Here is a 19,957-nt window from a genome sequence, read left to right on the forward strand (position 1 = left end):
ATGCTAAGAGAGGTGAGCCAGAGAAGATGCAACGTCTAATCTTTGAACAAGCATGGGCTAAAACAATTGATCCCAATGATCGTCGTACGATTGAACAGGTGTTTGCAGAGGCAAATGCATCGGAAACAAACCAAAGCTTTGTTCCATTACAGCAAGCACGTAATCATCGTGGCGATTTACTGATCATGGTAATAATTCAAAATTATACGAGTGAACAATGGACGCTTGATCCGATCACATTAACTTATTATGAAAACGAAAATTGCGTTGCTACGCATACGTTTTCTGATCCACGTTTGATATTAGATGCGAAATGCAGCATGCCTTGGACGTTTATTTTCCCCAAGACCGTTATCCAACAAGAACCAAGCTTCATAAATGGGTATCTGAAAGAATAACAAATGATCTTTATATTGGAGGAAGGATAAGATGGAGAAACGAATACTTGTAATCAATTTAAAACCCGAACTCGTACAAATAGAAAGATTAAAGCAAATGCTGCCAAATTGGGAAGTGGTAGCAGATAATGACCCAGATCATCTCGAACATTACTTAAAGGAAGCAGAAATTATTTTGCACTGGAAAAAGGCTATTGCTCCAACCATCCTAGAAGAAAATACGAGGTTAAAATGGATCCAAACATGGAGTGCTGGTGTCAATAATCTGCCTCTGGAAGCACTGCAAGCAAGGGGGGTTTGTGTAACCAGTGCAAATGGTGTGCATGCGTACCCCATTTCCGAGACTATTTTTGCCTTAATGCTTGGCTTTACCCGAAAAATACATACCTATGTGCGCCAGCAGCAAGTGAAAACATGGCATCATGCGCATCTTAGTGGGGAAATACACAAGAAAACCATTGGCATCATAGGTGTGGGTGCAATTGGTAAGGAAACCGCCAAAATAGCCAAGGCATTTAAGATGAAAGTTCTTGGCGTACGTCATTCTGGTAATCCGGCCGACGATGTTGATCAAATGTTTCAGCCAGAACAACTGGATGAGATGCTGCCGCAATGTGATTATGTGGTTATTACCCTTCCGTTAACGACTGAGACAACCCATATGTTTGCTGCTCCTCAATTTAAGCGAATGAAGGATTCCGCGCTACTTATCAATATAGGTAGAGGTCCGATTATTCAAGAAGAAGACTTAATTGAAGCTTTGGAACAGAAGGAAATTGCTGGTGTTGGGTTAGATGTTTTTGCTACAGAACCATTACCGGAGGATAGTCCGCTTTGGGAAATGGATAATGTCATTATTACCCCGCATACAGCGGGCGCTACAGAATATTATGCCACCCGGGTCATAGAGGATATTTTTCTCCCGAACCTTGAACATTATATCCAAGGAGAAACGCCCAATAAGAATCTCGTGAATTTCGAAAAAGGGTATTAATGAACGTCGCTCCCACCTTTCGTTGAGTCCATCTAGGTGAGGGAGCGACGTTTGCTTTCATATCGATACTCCCTTTCTTAAGCATGCTTCATTAAACAGGGAGTTGATCCCCTTCATAATCAACCTCAAACCCTAAATCCTCTAACATTTGGTGATCTTTTGTTCCTTCTTGCCCTGCAGTTGTTAAATAATCTCCTATAAAAATAGAGTTTGCAGGATACAATCCAAGTGGCTGGAGACTGCGTAAGTTTACTTCACGGCCCCCAGATATACGAATTTCTTTAGTTGGGTTAATAAATCGGAATAAGCATAATACTTTCAAACAATATAACGGATTCAGCTCATCGGTTCCTTCTAATAATGTTCCTTCCATGGCATGAAGGAAGTTAACCGGAATCGAATCGGCGTCTAATAATTTCAAGGCTGTTGCCATCTGGATTACATCTTGTTTTGTCTCTTTCATTCCAACGATAACGCCAGAACAAGGGGAAATGCCTACCCGTTTTGCGTAATTAACGGTAGCCACCCTATCCTGATACGTGTGGCTTGTCGTAATATTATCATGATGGTTTTCCGATGTGTTGATATTATGATTATAACGGTCTACCCCGGCCTCCTTCAGCTGTTCAGCCTGTCCTGGCTTGAGGATACCAAGGCATGCACAAATTTTTAAATCATATTTCTCTTTAATTTCTTTGACTGCGCTTGTTACCTGATTCAACTCACGATTGGTCGGCCCACGCCCGCTAGCAACAATGCAGTAGGTGCCAGAATGAAGTTGATGTGCTTTTTCAGCACCCTGTACGATCGTATCCTTTTGCATCATCCGATATTTTTCAATCGGATTGGTAGAGTCTCTAGATTGTGCACAGTATCCGCAATTTTCAGGGCATGCTCCTGATTTTGTATTTATAATCATGTTCAACTTCACTCTGTTTCCATAATATTTTTTTCGAATACGATAGGCACTATGTAGTAATTCCAGAATACGGTCATCTGGGCATTCTAAAATCTGCATTGCTTCCCCTTCCGTAATGGTATAGCCTGCTAGTACATCTTCTGCTAACGATTGAAAATGAATCATATTCTATTCCTCCTTCACGTCATCTATAACAATATATTTCTTTTTTAAGCGCTTGTATCCAATCGCATTCGTGCTGATTGATGGATGATCAAATAAATACGTGGTGCGATCATTGCTGCAACAAAAATTGTTAATAGGTCAATAGGTAAGTATGCCAGCATTATCAACCATGCATCCACATAGGTAATACTCTGATTTGCATCCATAAAATAGGCGAAAGAAAGATACATATAATTGGTTCCAATGAGGTAATTAAAGAGCAGCCCAATTATGGATGCAGCGATAAATCGTTTCATCGTTGGTTGTTGCTTATATTCGATTACTTTTCCTGTTATATAGGCGGTAAAAATAAATGAAAGAATGAACCCAAATGTTGGACTAAGAAGGGTGCTAAGACCACCTTTTAATCCTGCAAACACGGGCATGCCTGTTAGTCCAATAAGAACATAAACAACCATAGCAATAGCTCCTCGTCGACCGCCGAGCAAAGCTCCTGATAAAAAACAAAAAAATGTTTGTAAAGTAATTGGTACACCACCAATTTGCAGGAAAGGTGCCCAGGCGGTTATATTTGCACCAATGCTCATAAATGCAACAAACATGGCTATCAGGCTAAGATCAGTAACAGAAAGCTGTTTCGGCTGTCTCAAGATCATGCCCCCTTCCAGCCTTCCCCACATTTGTAATCTAACAAACTTTTAAGCGGTAAGGATTTATTTAGTAACTCAGCAACATCCTTCGCATGAAATGACGCTATCCACGGTAGTACAGCTAGAACAGGAATACCTGTTAATTCTTCAATAAATTCCGGATTCGTTTGTTCAGCGACTCCTTGATTTTTATCATCTAGTCCATTTAATATAATTCCGGCTATTTCAATTCCCAGCTGTTTTGCGTATGCAATGGTTAACCATATATGGTTTACCGTACCTAGCCCCACTCTCGCAACCAATAACAATGGCATTCCAATGGCCTTTGCTACGTGTGCAGCAGAATATTCTCTGCCGAAAGGAACGGCAAGGCCGCCAGCGCCTTCTATAATGAAAAAATCATGTGTGTGTTGAATCTTTTCCCAAGCTTGGACGAGCTTTTCAAGTGTAATCAAGCGACCTTCTCGTTTTGCTGCTACATATGGAGCTAAAGGTTCAGCAAATTGAAACGGCGTAATCTGTTCAAGTGAATTCGCATCTCCGGAGAATGCTTTTAAAATGGATGTGTCACTCATCGGATCTTCTCTTTTTTCTCCACTTAACATTGGCTTAAAAACTCCAACATCTAACCCTTGCTGCTTTAATGCACCTGCTATTCCGGCACCAACAAAGGTTTTACCAATTCCCGTATCAGTTCCAGTAATAAAAAAACCTTTTCTATTCATCTCCTACCCTCACTTTATTATTTTTTAGTAGATGCTAGTCCGACATTTATTCGATTTGTTACTATATCGATCGATTCCGTCATAATCTCTATCATTTCATGTAGTTCTTGTTTTGTACTAGCGAGTGGAGGCATGAACACGATCGTATCGCCCACTGGCCTTGTTAACATACCAAGCTTACGCATTTTTAAGGAGATAGCATAACCAACTCTTTGGTCCCAAGGGAAAGGTTTCTTAGTCGTTTTATCTTGTACGATTTCAATTCCCGTCATGAAGCCAAGCTGCCTAATATCGCCAACATGCTTTAATTTAGATAGTGTAGTGAGCTTATTCTGTATGAAAGTCGTATTTTCTTTGACATGATCAATGGTTTTTTGTTTATCGAACAGATCAATATTAGCCAGAGCGACCGCGCATCCTAATTGATTACCAGTGTAAGAATGTCCATGAAATAGCGTTTTTAATTTTGTATAATCATCGTAGAATGCGGAATATATTTCTTCTGTTGAAATGGTGGCAGCAATTGGTAAATACCCTCCTGTTATTCCTTTTCCAACCGTCATAATATCTGGATCTACATTTTCATGGTTGCAGGCAAACATTTCTCCTGTTCTACCAAAGCCAGTTGCAACTTCATCAAGAATTAGCAGAACATTATATTTTTTACATAATGCCTTTACACCGGCTAGGTACCCGGAAGGCATGAGCCGCATTCCGCCTGCCCCTTGCATCATAGACTCTACTGTAATACCCGCAATCTCTTGATGATGATGATAGAATAGATTTTCTAGTTCTAATAAACTTTCATCTTTGCAAGCATCTGGATCTCCACTTGAATGTCGATACACATAAGGGAAGGGAATGTGAAAGCTATCAAAAGTAAGTGACTGATAAATACGGTGAAAAATGTCAACGGCACCTACACTAACAGCACCAATTGTATCCCCATGATAGCCATCTTTCATCGTGACAAACTTTGTTTTTCCGTTTATCCCTTTGTTTTTCCAATATTGAAAAGCCATTTTGAGAGCTATTTCAACGGCTTCCGCACCACTATCAGAATAGAACACTCTAGTTAGGCTAGGGGGAGTTATCTCTACCAATTTCCTCGCTAATTCCGTTGCTGGTAGATTAGTCATACCCAGTAGTGTAGAATGAGCGATTTGATTCAATTGTTCACGAATGGCACGGTCTAATTCTTCCTTTCGATGGCCATGGACATTAAGCCATACGGATGAGAAACCATCATAGTATGTATTACCTTGAATATCCTTGAGCATGATCCCTTCACCACTTTTTATTATGAGTGGATTTTCATCATAATCTTTCATTTGGGTAAACGGCAGCCAGAGATGTTGTTTGCTCATCTCTACTAGTTCGTCGATGTTTGTCATTGTTAAACCTCCCTAAAAATTATTGTTAACCTAATATTATTTAGGTTAACAATAATGAAATCATATATCTATAAAGAGGTCAATAGCCTTTAAGAATGAAAGGGCCCTTTTGTTGACTTTTGGGCTTTAAAGCATCTATTTTAAGTAAGTAGAGTAATTATCACAGGAGTGAATCGAATGAAGGTATTATGGGATTTTGACGGGACGTTAATCAATACATATCCTAGTTATGCAAGGCAATTCCAACAAGTACTGCCTAATAGCGTAGATAAGCAGACGATTTATGAGCAATTAAAGATCTCTTTTTCCCATACCGTAAGTTATTTTCAAATGACAGAAGCACAAGAAAGAGAAGTTCGCAACCTTGTAGATAGGATTTCACCTGCTGAATTGCTTCCGTTTGAAGGAATAGAGCAAGTACTACGTGTTGCTGATACAAATGTGATTATGACCCATAAGGATCGGAGAAATTTACTGCGCATTTTAAAACGGCATGGGTTGGATCAATACTTTAAGGATGTGGTAACAATCGATGATGGCTTCCCACGTAAACCGGATACTGCTTCGTATGCGTATTTACATGATCGACACAACCTAGATTTAGCAGTAGGCGATCGCGCTATTGACTTAATACCAGCGAAGAAATTAGGCATACAAACATGTAGTTTCCAGAATTCTCAAGTCGATGCCGATTATCATATTGATAGCTATTTGGAGTTTTTTGAGGTTGTGAAATAACTTGTTTAAAGGAGAACGGGAGATGAGTAATCTGGTAAAGACGAATCGAATGATCTTCATAGAAGAAGTCTTCTATAACATGAACATCCTAATATTAAGACGAAGCGTGTGTAATCATCTGACCATAACCGCAAGAATAAGGACGATAAAAAGAAGAATTTTTTGTTAAACTAATGGTATCCATAAAAAGATAATCAAGGAGTGAGATAGCCATGACAGATCTTTCCTTTGATGAGATGTGGGAGTGTATTCTCGCATGTGATCGTACGTATGATGGACAATTCTTTACAGCTGTAAAAACAACGAAAATTTATTGCCGGCCTTCTTGCCGTTCACGCAAACCGAAAAAAAGCAATGTGGAATTTTATCAGGACATCGGGCAAGTGGAAGCTGCCGGATACAGACCTTGTAAAAGATGTCAGCCGGAGATAGAGCATTCCCCTCATATCATGCTTGTTCGAAGTGTTATTGCTTATTTGTTACAGCATTATAAAGAACGGTTGCAATTGCGGGACATTTCCGATCATATTGGTATCAGCTCCTATTATTTAGAACGTGTTTTTAAAGAAGAAACAGGCGAAACGCCGCGGATCTACTTAGAGAAAATTCGGATGGACAAGGCGGTGTATTTATTAAAGAGCTCTGATCTGACGAATTTAGAAATATGTAATCGTATTGGGTTTCATAGCCCGTCTAATTTCTATAAAGTGTTTCGTAAATATCACCATTGTTCTCCAACTGAATTTCGTGACGTTACGGATAAACAGCAAAGGAGAGAGGTGAAAGCATGAAGTGGGAGGATCACCATACACATGTTGAGATTGCGCTTCCAGCTGACTTCAGTTTCCAAGAATGTCTACGGTTTCTAGGCCGGTCGGACCAAGAATTGGTTTATACGATTAATGAAGGGCATTTGTATAAGCTTTTAAAAATAGACACCGCATTTATTTTATGTGATATAACCCACAAAGAAAATGTCCTTCATGTGCAGTTTTCTAATGAAGTACCAACCTTTGCTGTTAAACAAGAAGTGGTTAGCTTTATCAGTGAATGGCTTGACTTGGATAGAGATTTGACAGCATTTTATCATTTAGCTAGCCAGGATGAAATACTTCATAAATTAGTAGTTCGGTATCAAGGCTTACGCATGATTAGAATACCTGATTTATTTGAGGCGCTGACATGGGCTATCATTGGTCAACAGGTCAATTTAACGTTTGCATATAAACTGAAGAAACGCTTGACCGAAATGTATGGCGAACATAGGACATTTCGCGATAAAAGGTATTGGCTGTTTCCAGATCCAGCAAGCATTGCTGAACTTACTGTTGATGAATTAAGGGGATTACAACTCTCCCGGAGAAAAGCAGAATACATCATTTATGTTGCTGCATTAATCCGCGATGGACAATTGACTAAAGCTGAACTGGGTAAGCGAATGTATGACAGTGTAAAGAAATCACTCGTAGCTATAAGAGGAATAGGGAATTGGACTGCCGATTATGTGCTAATGAAATGCCTTGGTCGATCAGAGGCTTTTCCTATTGCGGATGTCGGGCTGCATAATGCGATAAAGGTGCAATTGGGTTTACACGAAAAACCAGCATTGAAACAAATTGAAATGATGGCAACAAAATGGGAAGGTTGGCAAGCCTATGCCACCTTTTATCTATGGAGGTCGTTATATGATGAACAAGTATAAAATAGATTATCAATCGCCTATTGGGATTATTGAAATAACCGGTACGGAGAAAGTGATTACTTCTGTTTTATTTGCGGATCGAGAGAAAGTGGAATACGGTTTTTACGAGGATTTCCCAGAGTTTATGAAGATGTGTTATCAGCAGTTTGAGGCATACTTTGCAGGGAACCTTCAATCATTTCGCTTTCCATATGAAGTAAAAGGAACAGCCTTTCAGAAGGACGTGTGGACTGCTTTAACGACAATCCCCTTTGCGCAAACAGCGAGTTACCTAGATATTGCTAAAGCGATTGATAATCATAAAGCGATTCGAGCAGTGGGAAGTGCTAATAGCAAGAATCAGATAAGTATCGCCGTCCCCTGCCATCGAATCATTGGTTCCAATGGAAAACTAACAGGCTATGCAGGTGGTTTATGGCGAAAAAAATGGCTGCTTGAGCATGAAGCGCGTATAGCGGCTGCTAATAAATAAACAGGCAGGGCAACCAAGGTCATGAAGACATCCGAATTTCTACGCGGGTAAGCTATTCTTGCTTACCCGCTTTATACTATGGTTTTGCCGGCAAAAAGCGGTAGATGAGGTATCTTTAAATCTATGAATTTATCTCTGCCTCTTGTTTAATCTACTAAACCAAATAATCGTGGCAAGAATAAGCTTATTTCTGGAATAAACGCAACGAGTAAAAGTGCTATGATTAATGGGATATAGAAAATAATTAGCTTAGGTATGATCTTTTCTATTTTTACGCCACTGACACTACTTCCAATAAATAAGACTGTTCCGATGGGAGGCGTTGTCACCCCAATTGCAAGGGCGATTGCCATAATCATTCCAAAGTGAACAGGATCGATCCCCATTTGCGTTGCTACTGGAAAAAAGATCGGTGTAAATATTAATAAAGCTGGTGCAATATCCATGAAAGTGCCAACCACTAATAAGATGAATAGCATAATTAACAATAGAATAATCGTGTTATCGGTAATGCTTAATAGACTACTCGTAATTGCCTGAGGTATACCAGCATAAGCAAGCACCCATGACATGGCTGTCGATGTTCCAATTAATAACATAATGATACCAGAATAGATAATGGTTTCTTTAAGTATTTTAGGAATATCTGCTATTTTTAACTGACGGTATAGTAAACTAAGTAATGCTGCGTATAAGACAGCAACTGCTGCTCCTTCTGTCGCTGTAAAGATTCCTCCGGCAATTCCTCCGATTACAATGATAATTAGTAATAAGCTAGGAATGGCTTGCATCATTACTTTTATGGATTCTCCACCGCTGACTGGTTTAACTACAGGGTAGTTCGCTTTCTTAGCCAAGATATATGCCACAATCATGAGTAATAAAATCATTAGAATCCCAGGTAGATAACCAGCGATAAATAAAGCGCCGATTGATGTACCACCACTTAGCAGGGAATATATAATTGGCATCCCGCTTGGTGGAATAATTAAACCTGTTGGTGCTGAGGCAATATTTACAGCTGCTGCATACGAAGGATCATAACCCGCCTTTTTTTCTTGGGGATGCATAATTCGCCCCATGGTTGCAGCTGCTGCAATGGCTGACCCAGATATGGCACCGAACAGTGTATTTCCAATAATATTCGTGTGCGCCAATGATCCTGACATTCTCCCACCAATTAATTTTGCTAAATTGATGAGTCTATCTGCAATTCCACCATTATTCATAATACTTCCAGCCAACATAAAGAAAACCAAGGCTAATAATACAGTACTATCCAAACCAGTAATGATTTGTTGAGACACGGCTAATAGGGAAGGTGCCATTGGTAACAGCATCAAAATGGACACAAAGGAAGCAATGGCGATACTTACTGCGATAGGTACACCAATAAATAAGAGTAAAAAAAACAATCCAAAAAGTATGATTGCAGTCCAAACGGTTACATCCATGTATGTTCACCCTTTTCAAACGAACCGGTACGTTCAATCTCACGACGTTCTGATATATGTATCAATTGATAGAATATGATAATGGTTCCACAGATTGGTAAGATACCATAGACCAATCCCATGGGCATGTTCAGGATAGGTGATAATTCTGCCATCGTTGCTTGGGATATGTTATATCCACCAATTACGAATACAAATAACGCAAATACAATAACGAGCATATCAATGAACCAACGTAGCCGTTTATGAGCTTGCCCGGTAATCTTATCCCTCAGAAACGTAAGTGATAAATGTTCATCCTGGCCAAATGCATAAGCTGCACCAATCAGAGCTACCCAAATCAAAGAAAATCGTAAAATCTCCTGGGTAACTATACTTGGGTCTTCTAGCACAAATCTGGTGAATACTTGCCAAATTGCGGCAACAACTAAAAATATAATTAATATACTGCCAATGGTTAGCAGTACCAAGTCTATCCAGCGTTTTACTTTCTTCAAATGAACCCCCTCCAAACCTTCTTTATTGTATAGCTTCTATTTTTTTAAGCAGTGTATCAATCGCCGGATTTTCTTTTCGACGATCCTGTAAAAGTGGTTCCACTAATTCTCGAAATGGTGCTTGATCAGGATTTGAAAACTCCACTCCCATTTCTTCTCTTGCTTGATCGATACTGGCTTCAATCATCTGATCCCATCTTTCATTATGTGTTTTTGTTGTTTCCTCACCAGCTTCTATAAGGGCCTGTTGTTCCGATTTATTTAATTTGTTCCATGATGCATTACTCATAATGAGGAAGTCTGGAATCCTTGTATGTTCATCAAAGGAGAATTGTTTTGCAACTTCGCCATGATTGGCGTCAGTTAAGGCAATGGGACTGCTCTCGGCACCATCGATAATTCCTTGCTGCAAGCTTGTATACACCTCTGTCGCTGACATTGGTGTCGGAGCAGCGCCTAACATTTCTACCATTTGTATCGCAGTAACGTTATTCATCACGCGAATTTTGAGCCCTTCAAGGTCTTCAGGAGTCTCTACCTTTGTCTCTCCGGTATAAAAACTGCGTGCTCCTGCATCATAATACGTGACTCCTCTTAATTGTACATCTTTTAGATCCTTATACATTTGTTTGACTGTATCCGTTTCCATGAATTTACGAAAATGCTCATCATTACGGAAGACATAAGGGAGGCTGAACACAGAAAATGTCTGTTCAAATTGAGATACAACACCACCATTCACTTTGGTCATATCGATGACTCCATTTTGTACAAGTTCCATTACTTTTGTCTCGCCACCTAAAACTCCTTCTGCATAGATCTTGATATTTACACTGCCATTTGTTTTCTCTTCTACTTTTTCAGCGAATTCTTCTAAGCTTTGGTATACAGGACTTGCATCATTATGGATATGGGCTAAGGTTAATGTTTTCGTTCCTGCCTCTGACGCATTGCCTTGCCCAGATGCTACCTGTTCTGCAGGGGAACAAGCGCCTAGAACAAGTAACCCTAAGAACAAAGTACTAACTACAATACGTTTACGAAAAAGAGGTTTCATGTCCTTCCTCCTTCCATTATTGTTTATAAGGAATAGAAACGGATTTATTTTTCAGATAATTATATCTTAAGCGCTTTCAAAAGCGGTGTCTTATTAATATAAGAATTATTCTCTCAATTTCAGAAATAAAGCAAATGAAAAGCTTACTACAAGGGAAACGCACTTGTTTACAAAATTATCAACATGACTTATTCTTTTACTGCACCACCAATAATTCCTGATATAAAATAACGTTGCAGAAAGAGAAACATTAAAAAAATAGGTAAGATGGATATGACGGCTCCTAGCATTAATTGCCCGTAATCAATGGAACGTTGACCAGCAATGGTTGCTAAAGCGACAGGTAGCGTATATTTTTCTTCTGAAATCAATGCGATCAATGGCCATAAGAAGTTATTCCATTGATGTGTAAATAAAAAGATTGATACCGCGGCAATAGCTGGAACCATCGTTGGCAAGCCGATTTTGATAAAAATATAGAATTCACTAGCTCCATCTATTCTCGCTGCTTCAATTAAAGAATCAGGAATAGATTGCATGTTTTGTCTCATTAAAAAAATGGCAAAAGGATAAGCAAGCTGTGGAAGGATAATAGCACTATATGTATCTAACAGCCCTAGATTAGCAAATAGTTCGAACTGCGGTATGACTAAAGCCTGATATGGCACCATCATAGATATAAGAAACATAAGGAAAATGGCTTCTTTGCCTTTAAATGTATACTTTGCAAAGGCAAAACCTGCTGCTGTGCTAATAAATCCAGCTAAAAGCGTGTAAATAACCGTGATTATTATAGAATTAATTAACGATTGCCAGATATCAACAGAGGCCAGTAGGTTTTGTAAGTTATCAATTAAGTGGGTGCCTGGTACGAAGTTGGGCGGTATTCGTAATGTTTCGCCGGAAGGATTTGTAGCGCCAACAATGGTCCAATACAAGGGACCAATGGTTACGATGACCCCAATAATTAAAAGGCTATAAAGCAAGATTTGTCTCACCATTCGCTGGTTTATCATTTTGTAACACCTGCCCACTTAAATTGTATAAAAGATAATAGTGCTATTAATATAACGATGACATAAGCAATTGCTGAACCATAACCAAAATCAAAATACTCAAAACCATTACGATAAAGATACATAGTAATAGTAGTGGTGGCATTAATTGGTCCACCATTTGTCAACGTATATGGTTCGTCAAATAGTTGTAAGGTACCAATGGTAGAAACAATGGCAGCGAATAGGATAACCGGCTTTAGCTGAGGGATCGTTATTGAAAAAAACTGTCTGATTTTATTCGCACCATCAATACTCGCTGCTTCATAAAGATTGCTTGGGATATTCTGTAATCCAGCTAATATAATAACCATATTATACCCAGTCCATCGCCAGGTAGTTACTAAAATAAGTGATACCTTTGCCCAAAAGGGATCACTTAACCAGCCGATGGCATCCATGCCAATCATGGACAATAAATAATTGACAATGCCGTAGTCCCTATTTAGTAACAGCAAGAAAATAATCGAAGCCGCAACTAAAGAGGTAACCGCTGGGGCGAAAAAAGACACACGGAAGAATCCTTTTAATTTTATGAATCCAGCGTTCAATATAGTTGCTAATACAACAGCCAAACCTAACATGATAGGGAGTTGAAAGATTAAGATAATAAACGTATTTGCTAAAGATTCATAGAATAGCCGATCTTGGAATAAGCGAATATAATTGTCCAGCCCTACAAAGACACGACCAGCTTCTGCATTGGTTTGAAAGCTTAATAGAAAGGAATAGATGATTGGATAGACCGTAAAGATTATAAATAGAACAATAGCAGGTAATAAGAATAGATAGGGTGCCCGCTTCACAGTAATAAAACTTCTTTTTTTCTTTGCATTCATTTTAGGTTGCGGAGGAGACGGATCTTCATTGTATTGCACCGAAGAAGGAATACTCATTCATATCCACCTTTCACAGAAATTTAGTTGTTTTCTATGGTTTATTTACTTCTCTACCAGTACTTGGACCCAGGGTGTTAGCGATGTCACCGACCACCTGATCCAATGGTTTACCATTTAATAGCATCGACACAATTTCATCGTTTACGATGTCATTGGCTCTTGCGTAGTCACTTGTGTAATTAACTACAGGTGTTTCTTTTGCAATCGAGGCAAAAACATTATAAACCGCTTCATTATCAAAATACGCTTGTCTTTCCTGAAATTCTTTTTCTTCGTATGTAGCTAACAAGGAAGGGAATAATCCCTGATTTTTTAAACCACCGATTAATAAGTTCACTTCCGTTGTCGCAAATTCTCCGAAGACATAAGCTGCTTCTTTATTGGTAGATGCTTTGGGGATGACTAAATTAGAACCGCCACCATTAGCCCCTTGGCCTTGTTTTTCGTTAAAGCTAGGAAGTGGCATGGCACCCCATTTTCCGGATAATTCAGGCATTTGATCTTTCATGGTACCCGTCCACCAAATAGCTCCAGGTAAAGTCGCGACATGCCCATTTTTAAGGGCAGATACTCTACCATCCCAATTCGTTACGTTCGTGATCAGCTTCTTATCCTGCATTCGCTGTATCGTTTCTAGTGCTCGTATCGATTCACTTGAATGCACATCAATATTTCCACTAGAATCGAAATAAAATGCCCCTTGTTGATGCAGCATATATTTGTAGAGGGGGACGGTTTCGTTTAAGGTTAAACCGAGCATATTCACTCCTGTTTTTGTTTGAATTACTTCACCGGCATCTATATAATCTTCCCATGTTTCGATAGAAGCTGGTTCAACGCCCGCTTGGTGAAAGATATCTTTTCGATAAAAGATTCCAACTGGCCCCAAATCCCTTGGCATTGCTAGGAAATCGCCATTCTCATCCTTCACTGCTTCCTCTTTGGCTGGGGCAAATTGACCCTCATATTTGCCGTAGCCTAACTCAGATAAATTTGTAAAACGATCAGGGAAATTTTCTTTATAGGATAGTAGCTGTGTTTCTTCGACTTGGACTAAATCCGGGAGTTGTTCCCCTTGGTTTGCTGCTAAACCAGTAATGAGACGTTGATATACTTGGTCAGGTCCTTGCTTATTAATCGTTACATTGACATTTGGATATTTTTCTTGAAATTGAGGAACAATTGATTCTAAAAAATCTGCTTCTAATGCCCATGCCCAAACAGTAATGTCACCAGATATCTGTTCTGGGTCACGAGGGATATTTACTTCCGTTGTACTCTCTGTAGCTTCACAGGCAGCTTGGAAGGATAATATGATCAAGGTCAATATAAAAACGTTCCATTTTATTTTCACATGCATCATCCTAAGCATTTTTTATTAAATAAACATCTTGATTTGAAACGGACGTTAACGCTGATAGAGGCTTTCGACTGATCCATTCCATGATGAAGCATACCATGCTTCCACTAAAAAATAGGGACAACCCTGGATACCATCGAATGACATACAGCCAGATAATCAGGGTAAGGAGGATCGAGAATGAGATAGGAAAGCGAGATAAAGCAAATAAGAAGGTTAGCTTGATACAATTTTTCATCGTTAATTGAAAATGAACATATACCGGAAAAAATGTAACAACACCCAGCCCATACACGATAAATAGGGTAATGTTGCTATATAGAAAGATCGTGGTAAGCAAGTTCTGATTTGGCAGTAGAATGGTGATATTGGCATAAAATATGCTGCCAATCAAAAGAAATAACAGTCCATACCCATTTCCTTTAAGAAACGCTTGAATATAGGTATGAATAAATAAGCATAAAACCGAATGGACGTCCTCCTTGTTTACCCATTTTTTTATAATGGTAAGTAAGGAGATGGTAGCAGGCATAAAACCAAAAATAACTCCACCGATAACCATAAATAGCAGCCATAGAATATTGACATAACTTAAGCGAATGATCCAAATGCAAAGGCTTCGTATCGTATCGAACATCGAACTTTCATCCTTTATCTAAGCAGTACCCCTATTGGAATACTGCTTCATATTAATCAACAACGTAAATACTTGGAGGGGGTGGATTTTGCATATCGTTACCTAAATAAAAACTTGTATGTGGCGGTTGATTATAAGCAACGTTTTGCCAAGCAATTCCCAATCGATATACTGGGTCATGCATTAATGTATAGATTCGGTGATTGGTTAACGCTGTCGTTGTATAAATCGTTAATGCTTCACTATCCTCGGTTCGCCATACGGCTTCTTCACGCCAGTCCCCGATAATATCTGCTTGTAAGGAAGGGTTTCCTTTTGTGCCGTTATTGGAATAAGTTCCATCAGCAGTTAATAATGTTCTTGTTTTGCTATTTTCATAGTCCCATTTTGCAATAGTGCCTACTCCAACACTCTGGTCTTCATTCCAACGATGATCGAGGAGTTCTCTTGATAAATCACCGTCCCACCAGATGGAAAAGTTAGCAGGTGGAATGGCTGTTGAGATTTTATCGCCTTTTGATGTGTAAAGGCCGCCAGTTGTACTATTCCAGGCACCATCAACTGCCCAGCTTTCTTCCCCTTTAAATCTCGGATCAATATCTCCTGATAATCCACGACCAACATCATAATCGGTAGGGATACCCCAAATTAATTCACCTGAATCGGCATCACGAAATTCCATACCAGCCTCATTTGGAAAAGATTCATGTACTTGAAAGACTTCTAATCCAGAGCGTTCAGGATCAAGATCTCCTACATGCATGGCATCTCCATGTCCTAATCCAGTGGTATATAACCCCGTACCATTATCATCAATCGCCATACTTCCATAAATAATTTCGTCTTTATTGTCATCATCTACATCTGCAATACTGAGATTATGATTTCCTTGACTAGCATACCCTTCATTACTAGGTTCATCACTATCAAATGTCCACTGTTTTTCTAATTTACCATTTCGATAATTGTATGCTGTTAACATTGTTTTTTCATAGTAACCCCGAGCCATAATCAGCGATGGTTTAGTGCCGTCAAGGTAAGCAATACCTGCTAGGAATCGGTCGCCACGGTTTCCATAGCAATCCCCCCAATCACAAATGTCTCCTCTAGCAGGAGAATAATTCGTGGTCTCTAATGCTTTCCCAGTTTGTCCGTCAAATATAGTGAGATATTCTGGTCCGTTTATGATTCGTCCTTCTTCATTACGGTAATCCGCGTTTGCATCACCTATTATCGCCCCCGTACCGTCTACCGATCCGTCTGCCGTTTTCATTGCTATTTCTGATTTTCCATCCCCATCTAAGTCATACACCATAAACTGTGTGTAATGAGCTCCTGCTCGGATATTCTTGCCAAGATCAATTCGCCATAAATGGGTACCATCTAACTCGTACGCATCGATGTATACATTCCCAGTAAATCCAGTGTGTGAATTATCTTTTGAATTGGTAGGATCCCATTTAAGAATGATCTCATATTTGCCGTCTCCATCAATGTCACCTACACTAGCATCATTCGCTTGGTAAGCATATTCTACGCCATCTTTTGTTGTACCGCCTTGTGGTTTTTGTAATGGGACATTATAGGAAGCATCGGACCAAACCGTTACCGCCTCAGATCTTGGTTGTTTTTTTCCTTTTTCAATTGGTTCAATCATATATGTGTCATTCGCAGTACCCTCTGAATCAAGAAAATTGGTGCTTTTCTTTATAGGAGATTGATTTATCTTTTTGCCGTTGCGATACAAATTGAAGGATATGTTTGTCCTATCTGTACCTAACATTCGCCAGCTAATAAATACCCCATCAGCTGTCTTAATTGCAACTAGCCCGCGGTCGAGCTTTTCCATTTGACGAGGGGAATCATGCATACTTTCTTTATGGGCACTTACCTGATTGGCATCCTGTTTGCCTGGATAAAAGGAAAAAATAACAATCATGCAAAATAATAACAGAAATGGTTTTCGAATCCATTTATTGCACTTGGTCATCGCCGCGATCTCCTTTCTATAATCCTATGTAATGATTGAAATCCCTTACAAAATAGCTGTTACATTCGCCACGCTCCTTTACTATTTTCCCTCTAGTTTGAATATTATGGTAACAGTTGGTGGATACAGCGTCTTATTAAATTTGGAATAAAAATCCCAATATCGGAACCCTTTGCATTTTCAACTAAAATCTAAATCCGAATGAGTACTTACAATGGTAAATCGTGAACTAAAATAGGGTGCGTTTTCATGGGCACGGCTTCAGCTAAATCGGGTAAGGGTGAACGCTGTCTTCAGACCGCGTTGTTCCCGCAAGAATCATGCCTGTTTTATTTACTAAGGTTCACTGATTTTGGTTATAAATCTTAACGAAAGATAAATAATCCGAACGGATTTGCATGGAATCGTTCGGATTATTATAGGAATAACCTATTCTTTTCGGATATAAAGGACGCTTTATTCTGCTTTGTGTAGCTGTACTTGAAGTTTGTTCCGCTCTTGATTCCCTATATTAGTAAGGGTAGCTTTGTTCAGGGATTCTGATAGTCGTTGGTTTTTGCGCCCAACCAGCATCTATTTCACTTGGGAGCCTATGTGCTTGATAACAGGACAAAAGTGTCTCCGCTAATGGAGGAACATACGTCAATTGCGTATCTGGATCTTGTTTTATTGTATGGTCCGGAAAACGAGCAATTGTTGATATGGTATGGTGTATTTGTTCAATGCTAAGTAAATGAGAATAAGCAGCTTCTATACTACAAGGAATAGTCGTTTCTTCATTCAACGCAGCCTGAATACAGACATCTAATTTATGGGTATGTTCTGTTTCGGGATCTCCATAGCTTTTAATGGTGCCATCTTCCCAAGTTGCTCGCATGTCTTCCCCAGCTTCATAGGTAATAGTGGCATGTTCACACTCTAACGTTATATTAGGTCCAATTTGATGATTCACTGCATGAGAAGCGAGGTACAGCAGCTCTACTGACTGATCTGTTTTTGCTCGTAATGCACATGTATCGAAGGTTTCAATCGGATTTGCCCGATAGACCTCTACTTCTAAAGTATTTATTTTTGCACTATGTTCCTTTGTTTTCCCTAATACATAGACGAGATGGTGAAGAAAGTGGGAAGCAGCATTATTGGCAATGCTATCGTATATAGGCTCTCCTTTTGGACCAAGACGTTTTCCAGCCCAATTGGAACGTTGATAATAGTGTTTTGTTCTTGGCCAGAGAACAAGGCTTTGGCCTCGTAATGGCTTTCCAAAAAGACCCTGTTGTATATCTTCTTTTAACAAATGAACAGACGTACTAAATGACCAATTAAATCCGATAGCTAAGAATCTTCCTGTTTTATCTCTTGTTTGACGCATTCGTTCGACTTCTTCTACAGAACCAGCAATTGGCTTCTCACAAAGAACATGACTACCATTCTCCATTGCAGTAATAGTCTGCTCGGCGTGAAAATGAATCGGGCTGGAAATGATAGCTAAGTCAGCAGCAGCTGTTTGATAAAATAACTCTAGTGAGGCGAAACAAGGGATACCCATTTCTTGTAGCTTGGTATAATAGTTACTTCGTTCTGGATTTATATCAACAACCCCTTTAATCCAGGAAAGGTATCCTTTTTCTTCTAGTGCATTTAAGTAAATTTCGCCATAACCAGCGATCCCTACTAAGACAATATCACATGTACGGTTCACCGAATCGCACCTTCTTTCTTTAGATTGTCTGCTTGTTGTTGTGCTAAAAGACAGAGCTCTGCCGCTTTAAAGGCATGTTCCTGATGCATCGCAGTGGAAGTGTTTTCGATAACATCATGTGCAAGTCGATAAAAATAAGGGTATCCAACCTTTCCTTTCACATCGTATTGTCTTTCACCGCCATGATTTACTAAATATAAACGCTCGCCAATTGAATTATTCGTTATATCTACATATTTCCGTAATTCAATATAACCATCTGTGCCCAAGATAGTCGTACGTCCATCACCCCAATTGGTTAAACCGTTCGGCGTGAACCAGTCGACACGGAAATAGAGGAGGGTGCCATTATCGCCAATTAAATGAGCATCTCCATAGTCTTCAAACTCTGGATGATCAGGATGTGCAATATTGAGAGCGATACTGCTTTGTATTGTTGCGTCCTGTGCATGAGCAAACGATAGAAATTGTTCAATTTGGTGGCTGCCAATGTCACAGATAATTCCTCCATAGGTAGCTTTTTTAAAAAACCATGCCGGTCTGTCATTGATATTTAAACGATGAGGGCCTAAACCAAGAACCTGAATAACATCCCCAATCGCTCCTTGTTGAATTAATTGTTCAGCAAAACCGCTACACTCAACTTGTAATCGCTCACTATAAAAAATTGCCCAGTGTAGTCCTGTTTCTTTAACCTTTTTCTTTGCTGCATATAGCTGTTTGAGTGATGTAAAAGGTGTTTTGGCAGAAAAGAAATGTTTGCCTGCGTCTAATACACGTAATCCGATGTCGCAACGCTCGGAAGGGATGGCGGCAGAGGCAACCATTTGGATTCGTTTATCCTGTAAGATTTGGTCAAGGGAGGAGGCAGTCCTAACTTCAGGAAATGCTTGCTGAAAAGCTTCTACCTTATCAGGATCTTCATCCCACACCCAATGAATTACAGCACCAGCCTTCTTCATGCCCTCGCACATACTATAAATATGCCCATGCTCCAGCCCACAAGCAGCGATTAATAATGTATCATGTTCAACCGGTGTTTCCTGATGATGGATTGGTTCAAATTCCGTATGCTGCGTTGGATGATATGATGTCTCCATAGCATTGATCGCTCCTTTAAAAATGTGAAACAACGGGGCAGTATGTGCT

The 19,957-nt window shown here is 39.5% G+C and carries 20 protein-coding genes; 6 read left to right on the plus strand and 14 right to left on the minus strand.

The genetic code is table 11. The features are described from left to right. The first annotated feature begins 26 nt into the window (after nucleotides 1-26). Together BN990_RS01260 and BN990_RS01265 are read left to right on the plus strand one after the other, a co-directional pair. Nucleotides 27-398, plus strand: coding sequence for an SLAP domain-containing protein (locus tag BN990_RS01260; RefSeq protein WP_038241819.1), 372 nt, complete (start codon nucleotides 27-29; stop codon nucleotides 396-398). Nucleotides 399-429: 31 nt separating this feature from the next. Next, on the plus strand, nucleotides 430-1,392 hold the full coding sequence (locus BN990_RS01265) for a D-2-hydroxyacid dehydrogenase (RefSeq protein WP_038241821.1): 963 nt from the start codon (nucleotides 430-432) through the stop codon (nucleotides 1,390-1,392). Nucleotides 1,393-1,483: 91 nt separating this feature from the next. Here the strand turns inward: BN990_RS01265 and bioB are convergent, their stop codons facing one another. Genes bioB through bioA form a run of 4 tightly spaced genes read right to left on the minus strand, consistent with a single transcriptional unit; the run spans nucleotide 1,484 to nucleotide 5,245 of the window. Further along, nucleotides 1,484-2,476 carry a biotin synthase BioB gene (bioB, locus tag BN990_RS01270; protein ID WP_038241823.1) on the minus strand — a complete coding sequence of 331 codons (993 nt, stop codon included), beginning with the start codon at nucleotides 2,474-2,476 and terminating at the stop codon, nucleotides 1,484-1,486. Between the two features lie 44 nt (nucleotides 2,477-2,520). Beyond that, complete coding sequence (locus BN990_RS01275; protein ID WP_051170027.1) at nucleotides 2,521-3,132, minus strand: biotin transporter BioY; 612 nt, start codon at nucleotides 3,130-3,132, stop codon at nucleotides 2,521-2,523. Then, nucleotides 3,129-3,851: a dethiobiotin synthase gene (gene bioD / locus BN990_RS01280; protein WP_021290124.1), complete on the minus strand. Its 723-nt coding sequence runs from the start codon at nucleotides 3,849-3,851 to the stop codon at nucleotides 3,129-3,131. The genes BN990_RS01275 and bioD overlap by 4 nt, the downstream gene beginning before the upstream one ends. Before the next feature lie 17 nt (nucleotides 3,852-3,868). Beyond that, a complete protein-coding gene (gene bioA, locus BN990_RS01285; RefSeq protein ID WP_021290123.1) occupies nucleotides 3,869-5,245 on the minus strand; it encodes an adenosylmethionine--8-amino-7-oxononanoate transaminase in 1,377 nt (458 codons plus the stop codon). Between the two features lie 177 nt (nucleotides 5,246-5,422). On the opposite strand from bioA, the gene BN990_RS01290 reads away from it, so the two are divergent. From BN990_RS01290 to BN990_RS01305, 4 genes are all read left to right on the plus strand, one after another. Next, nucleotides 5,423-5,983, plus strand: a complete 561-nt coding sequence (locus BN990_RS01290) for an HAD-IA family hydrolase (RefSeq protein ID WP_021290122.1) — start codon at nucleotides 5,423-5,425, stop codon at nucleotides 5,981-5,983. A 212-nt stretch (nucleotides 5,984-6,195) separates the two neighbouring features. After that, nucleotides 6,196-6,774 carry a bifunctional transcriptional activator/DNA repair enzyme AdaA gene (locus BN990_RS01295; protein ID WP_021290121.1) on the plus strand — a complete coding sequence of 193 codons (579 nt, stop codon included), beginning with the start codon at nucleotides 6,196-6,198 and terminating at the stop codon, nucleotides 6,772-6,774. Beyond that, complete coding sequence (locus BN990_RS01300; protein WP_021290120.1) at nucleotides 6,771-7,685, plus strand: DNA-3-methyladenine glycosylase family protein; 915 nt, start codon at nucleotides 6,771-6,773, stop codon at nucleotides 7,683-7,685. The genes BN990_RS01295 and BN990_RS01300 overlap by 4 nt, the downstream gene beginning before the upstream one ends. Continuing rightward, nucleotides 7,672-8,157 (plus strand): methylated-DNA--[protein]-cysteine S-methyltransferase, encoded by a 486-nt coding sequence (locus tag BN990_RS01305; RefSeq protein WP_038244724.1) that lies wholly within the window; start codon nucleotides 7,672-7,674, stop codon nucleotides 8,155-8,157. Before BN990_RS01300 ends, BN990_RS01305 begins: the two co-directional genes overlap by 14 nt. A 146-nt stretch (nucleotides 8,158-8,303) precedes the next feature. Here BN990_RS01305 and BN990_RS01310 read toward each other — a convergent pair whose 3' ends face one another. The 10 genes from BN990_RS01310 to BN990_RS01355 all read right to left on the minus strand — a co-directional run bounded on the left by BN990_RS01310 (nucleotide 8,304) and on the right by BN990_RS01355 (nucleotide 19,908). Continuing rightward, on the minus strand, nucleotides 8,304-9,611 hold the full coding sequence (locus tag BN990_RS01310; protein ID WP_021290118.1) for a TRAP transporter large permease: 1,308 nt from the start codon (nucleotides 9,609-9,611) through the stop codon (nucleotides 8,304-8,306). After that, on the minus strand, nucleotides 9,602-10,108 hold the full coding sequence (locus BN990_RS01315; RefSeq protein ID WP_021290117.1) for a TRAP transporter small permease: 507 nt from the start codon (nucleotides 10,106-10,108) through the stop codon (nucleotides 9,602-9,604). The genes BN990_RS01310 and BN990_RS01315 overlap by 10 nt, the downstream gene beginning before the upstream one ends. Nucleotides 10,109-10,130: 22 nt before the next feature. Further along, nucleotides 10,131-11,165, minus strand: coding sequence for a TRAP transporter substrate-binding protein (locus BN990_RS01320; protein WP_021290116.1), 1,035 nt, complete (start codon nucleotides 11,163-11,165; stop codon nucleotides 10,131-10,133). 188 nt (nucleotides 11,166-11,353) lie between these two features. Beyond that, the gene (locus BN990_RS01325) at nucleotides 11,354-12,181 is read right to left on the minus strand and encodes a carbohydrate ABC transporter permease (RefSeq protein WP_021290115.1); all 828 of its coding nucleotides are present in this window, start codon (nucleotides 12,179-12,181) and stop codon (nucleotides 11,354-11,356) included. Continuing rightward, complete coding sequence (locus BN990_RS01330; RefSeq protein WP_031335258.1) at nucleotides 12,178-13,059, minus strand: carbohydrate ABC transporter permease; 882 nt, start codon at nucleotides 13,057-13,059, stop codon at nucleotides 12,178-12,180. The genes BN990_RS01325 and BN990_RS01330 overlap by 4 nt, the downstream gene beginning before the upstream one ends. A gap of 91 nt (nucleotides 13,060-13,150) precedes the next feature. Beyond that, on the minus strand, nucleotides 13,151-14,473 hold the full coding sequence (locus BN990_RS01335; protein ID WP_038241826.1) for an ABC transporter substrate-binding protein: 1,323 nt from the start codon (nucleotides 14,471-14,473) through the stop codon (nucleotides 13,151-13,153). Between the two features lie 10 nt (nucleotides 14,474-14,483). Next, entirely contained in the window at nucleotides 14,484-15,116 is a 633-nt protein-coding gene (locus BN990_RS01340; protein ID WP_021290112.1) for a YesL family protein, read from the minus strand. Nucleotides 15,117-15,168: 52 nt separating this feature from the next. Continuing rightward, nucleotides 15,169-16,986 carry a rhamnogalacturonan lyase gene (locus tag BN990_RS01345; protein ID WP_051170052.1) on the minus strand — a complete coding sequence of 606 codons (1,818 nt, stop codon included), beginning with the start codon at nucleotides 16,984-16,986 and terminating at the stop codon, nucleotides 15,169-15,171. A gap of 631 nt (nucleotides 16,987-17,617) precedes the next feature. Next, nucleotides 17,618-18,808: a Gfo/Idh/MocA family protein gene (locus tag BN990_RS01350; protein ID WP_038241829.1), complete on the minus strand. Its 1,191-nt coding sequence runs from the start codon at nucleotides 18,806-18,808 to the stop codon at nucleotides 17,618-17,620. Continuing rightward, the gene (locus BN990_RS01355; protein ID WP_021290108.1) at nucleotides 18,805-19,908 is read right to left on the minus strand and encodes a Gfo/Idh/MocA family protein; all 1,104 of its coding nucleotides are present in this window, start codon (nucleotides 19,906-19,908) and stop codon (nucleotides 18,805-18,807) included. Before BN990_RS01355 ends, BN990_RS01350 begins: the two co-directional genes overlap by 4 nt. Between the last annotated feature and the right edge of the window lie 49 nt (nucleotides 19,909-19,957).

This window comes from Virgibacillus salexigens (assembly GCF_000723585.1).
In the GTDB taxonomy this organism is placed as follows: Bacteria; Bacillota; Bacilli; order Bacillales; family Amphibacillaceae; genus Virgibacillus; species Virgibacillus salexigens.

Bases quoted from the DNA above. Each gene is read 5' to 3' on its own strand.
- BN990_RS01260 (WP_038241819.1), top strand. From the start codon at position 27: ATGCAACGTCTAATCTTTGAACAAGCATGGGCTAAAACAATTGATCCC.
- BN990_RS01265 (WP_038241821.1), top strand. From the start codon at position 430: ATGGAGAAACGAATACTTGTAATCAATTTAAAACCCGAACTCGTACAA.
- bioB (WP_038241823.1), bottom strand. From the start codon at position 2,476: ATGATTCATTTTCAATCGTTAGCAGAAGATGTACTAGCAGGCTATACC.
- BN990_RS01275 (WP_051170027.1), bottom strand. From the start codon at position 3,132: ATGATCTTGAGACAGCCGAAACAGCTTTCTGTTACTGATCTTAGCCTG.
- bioD (WP_021290124.1), bottom strand. From the start codon at position 3,851: ATGAATAGAAAAGGTTTTTTTATTACTGGAACTGATACGGGAATTGGT.
- bioA (WP_021290123.1), bottom strand. From the start codon at position 5,245: ATGACAAACATCGACGAACTAGTAGAGATGAGCAAACAACATCTCTGG.
- BN990_RS01290 (WP_021290122.1), top strand. From the start codon at position 5,423: ATGAAGGTATTATGGGATTTTGACGGGACGTTAATCAATACATATCCT.
- BN990_RS01295 (WP_021290121.1), top strand. From the start codon at position 6,196: ATGACAGATCTTTCCTTTGATGAGATGTGGGAGTGTATTCTCGCATGT.
- BN990_RS01300 (WP_021290120.1), top strand. From the start codon at position 6,771: ATGAAGTGGGAGGATCACCATACACATGTTGAGATTGCGCTTCCAGCT.
- BN990_RS01305 (WP_038244724.1), top strand. From the start codon at position 7,672: ATGAACAAGTATAAAATAGATTATCAATCGCCTATTGGGATTATTGAA.
- BN990_RS01310 (WP_021290118.1), bottom strand. From the start codon at position 9,611: ATGGATGTAACCGTTTGGACTGCAATCATACTTTTTGGATTGTTTTTT.
- BN990_RS01320 (WP_021290116.1), bottom strand. From the start codon at position 11,165: ATGAAACCTCTTTTTCGTAAACGTATTGTAGTTAGTACTTTGTTCTTA.
- BN990_RS01325 (WP_021290115.1), bottom strand. From the start codon at position 12,181: ATGATAAACCAGCGAATGGTGAGACAAATCTTGCTTTATAGCCTTTTA.
- BN990_RS01330 (WP_031335258.1), bottom strand. From the start codon at position 13,059: ATGAATGCAAAGAAAAAAAGAAGTTTTATTACTGTGAAGCGGGCACCC.
- BN990_RS01340 (WP_021290112.1), bottom strand. From the start codon at position 15,116: ATGTTCGATACGATACGAAGCCTTTGCATTTGGATCATTCGCTTAAGT.
- BN990_RS01345 (WP_051170052.1), bottom strand. From the start codon at position 16,986: ATGCATGATTCCCCTCGTCAAATGGAAAAGCTCGACCGCGGGCTAGTT.
- BN990_RS01355 (WP_021290108.1), bottom strand. From the start codon at position 19,908: ATGGAGACATCATATCATCCAACGCAGCATACGGAATTTGAACCAATC.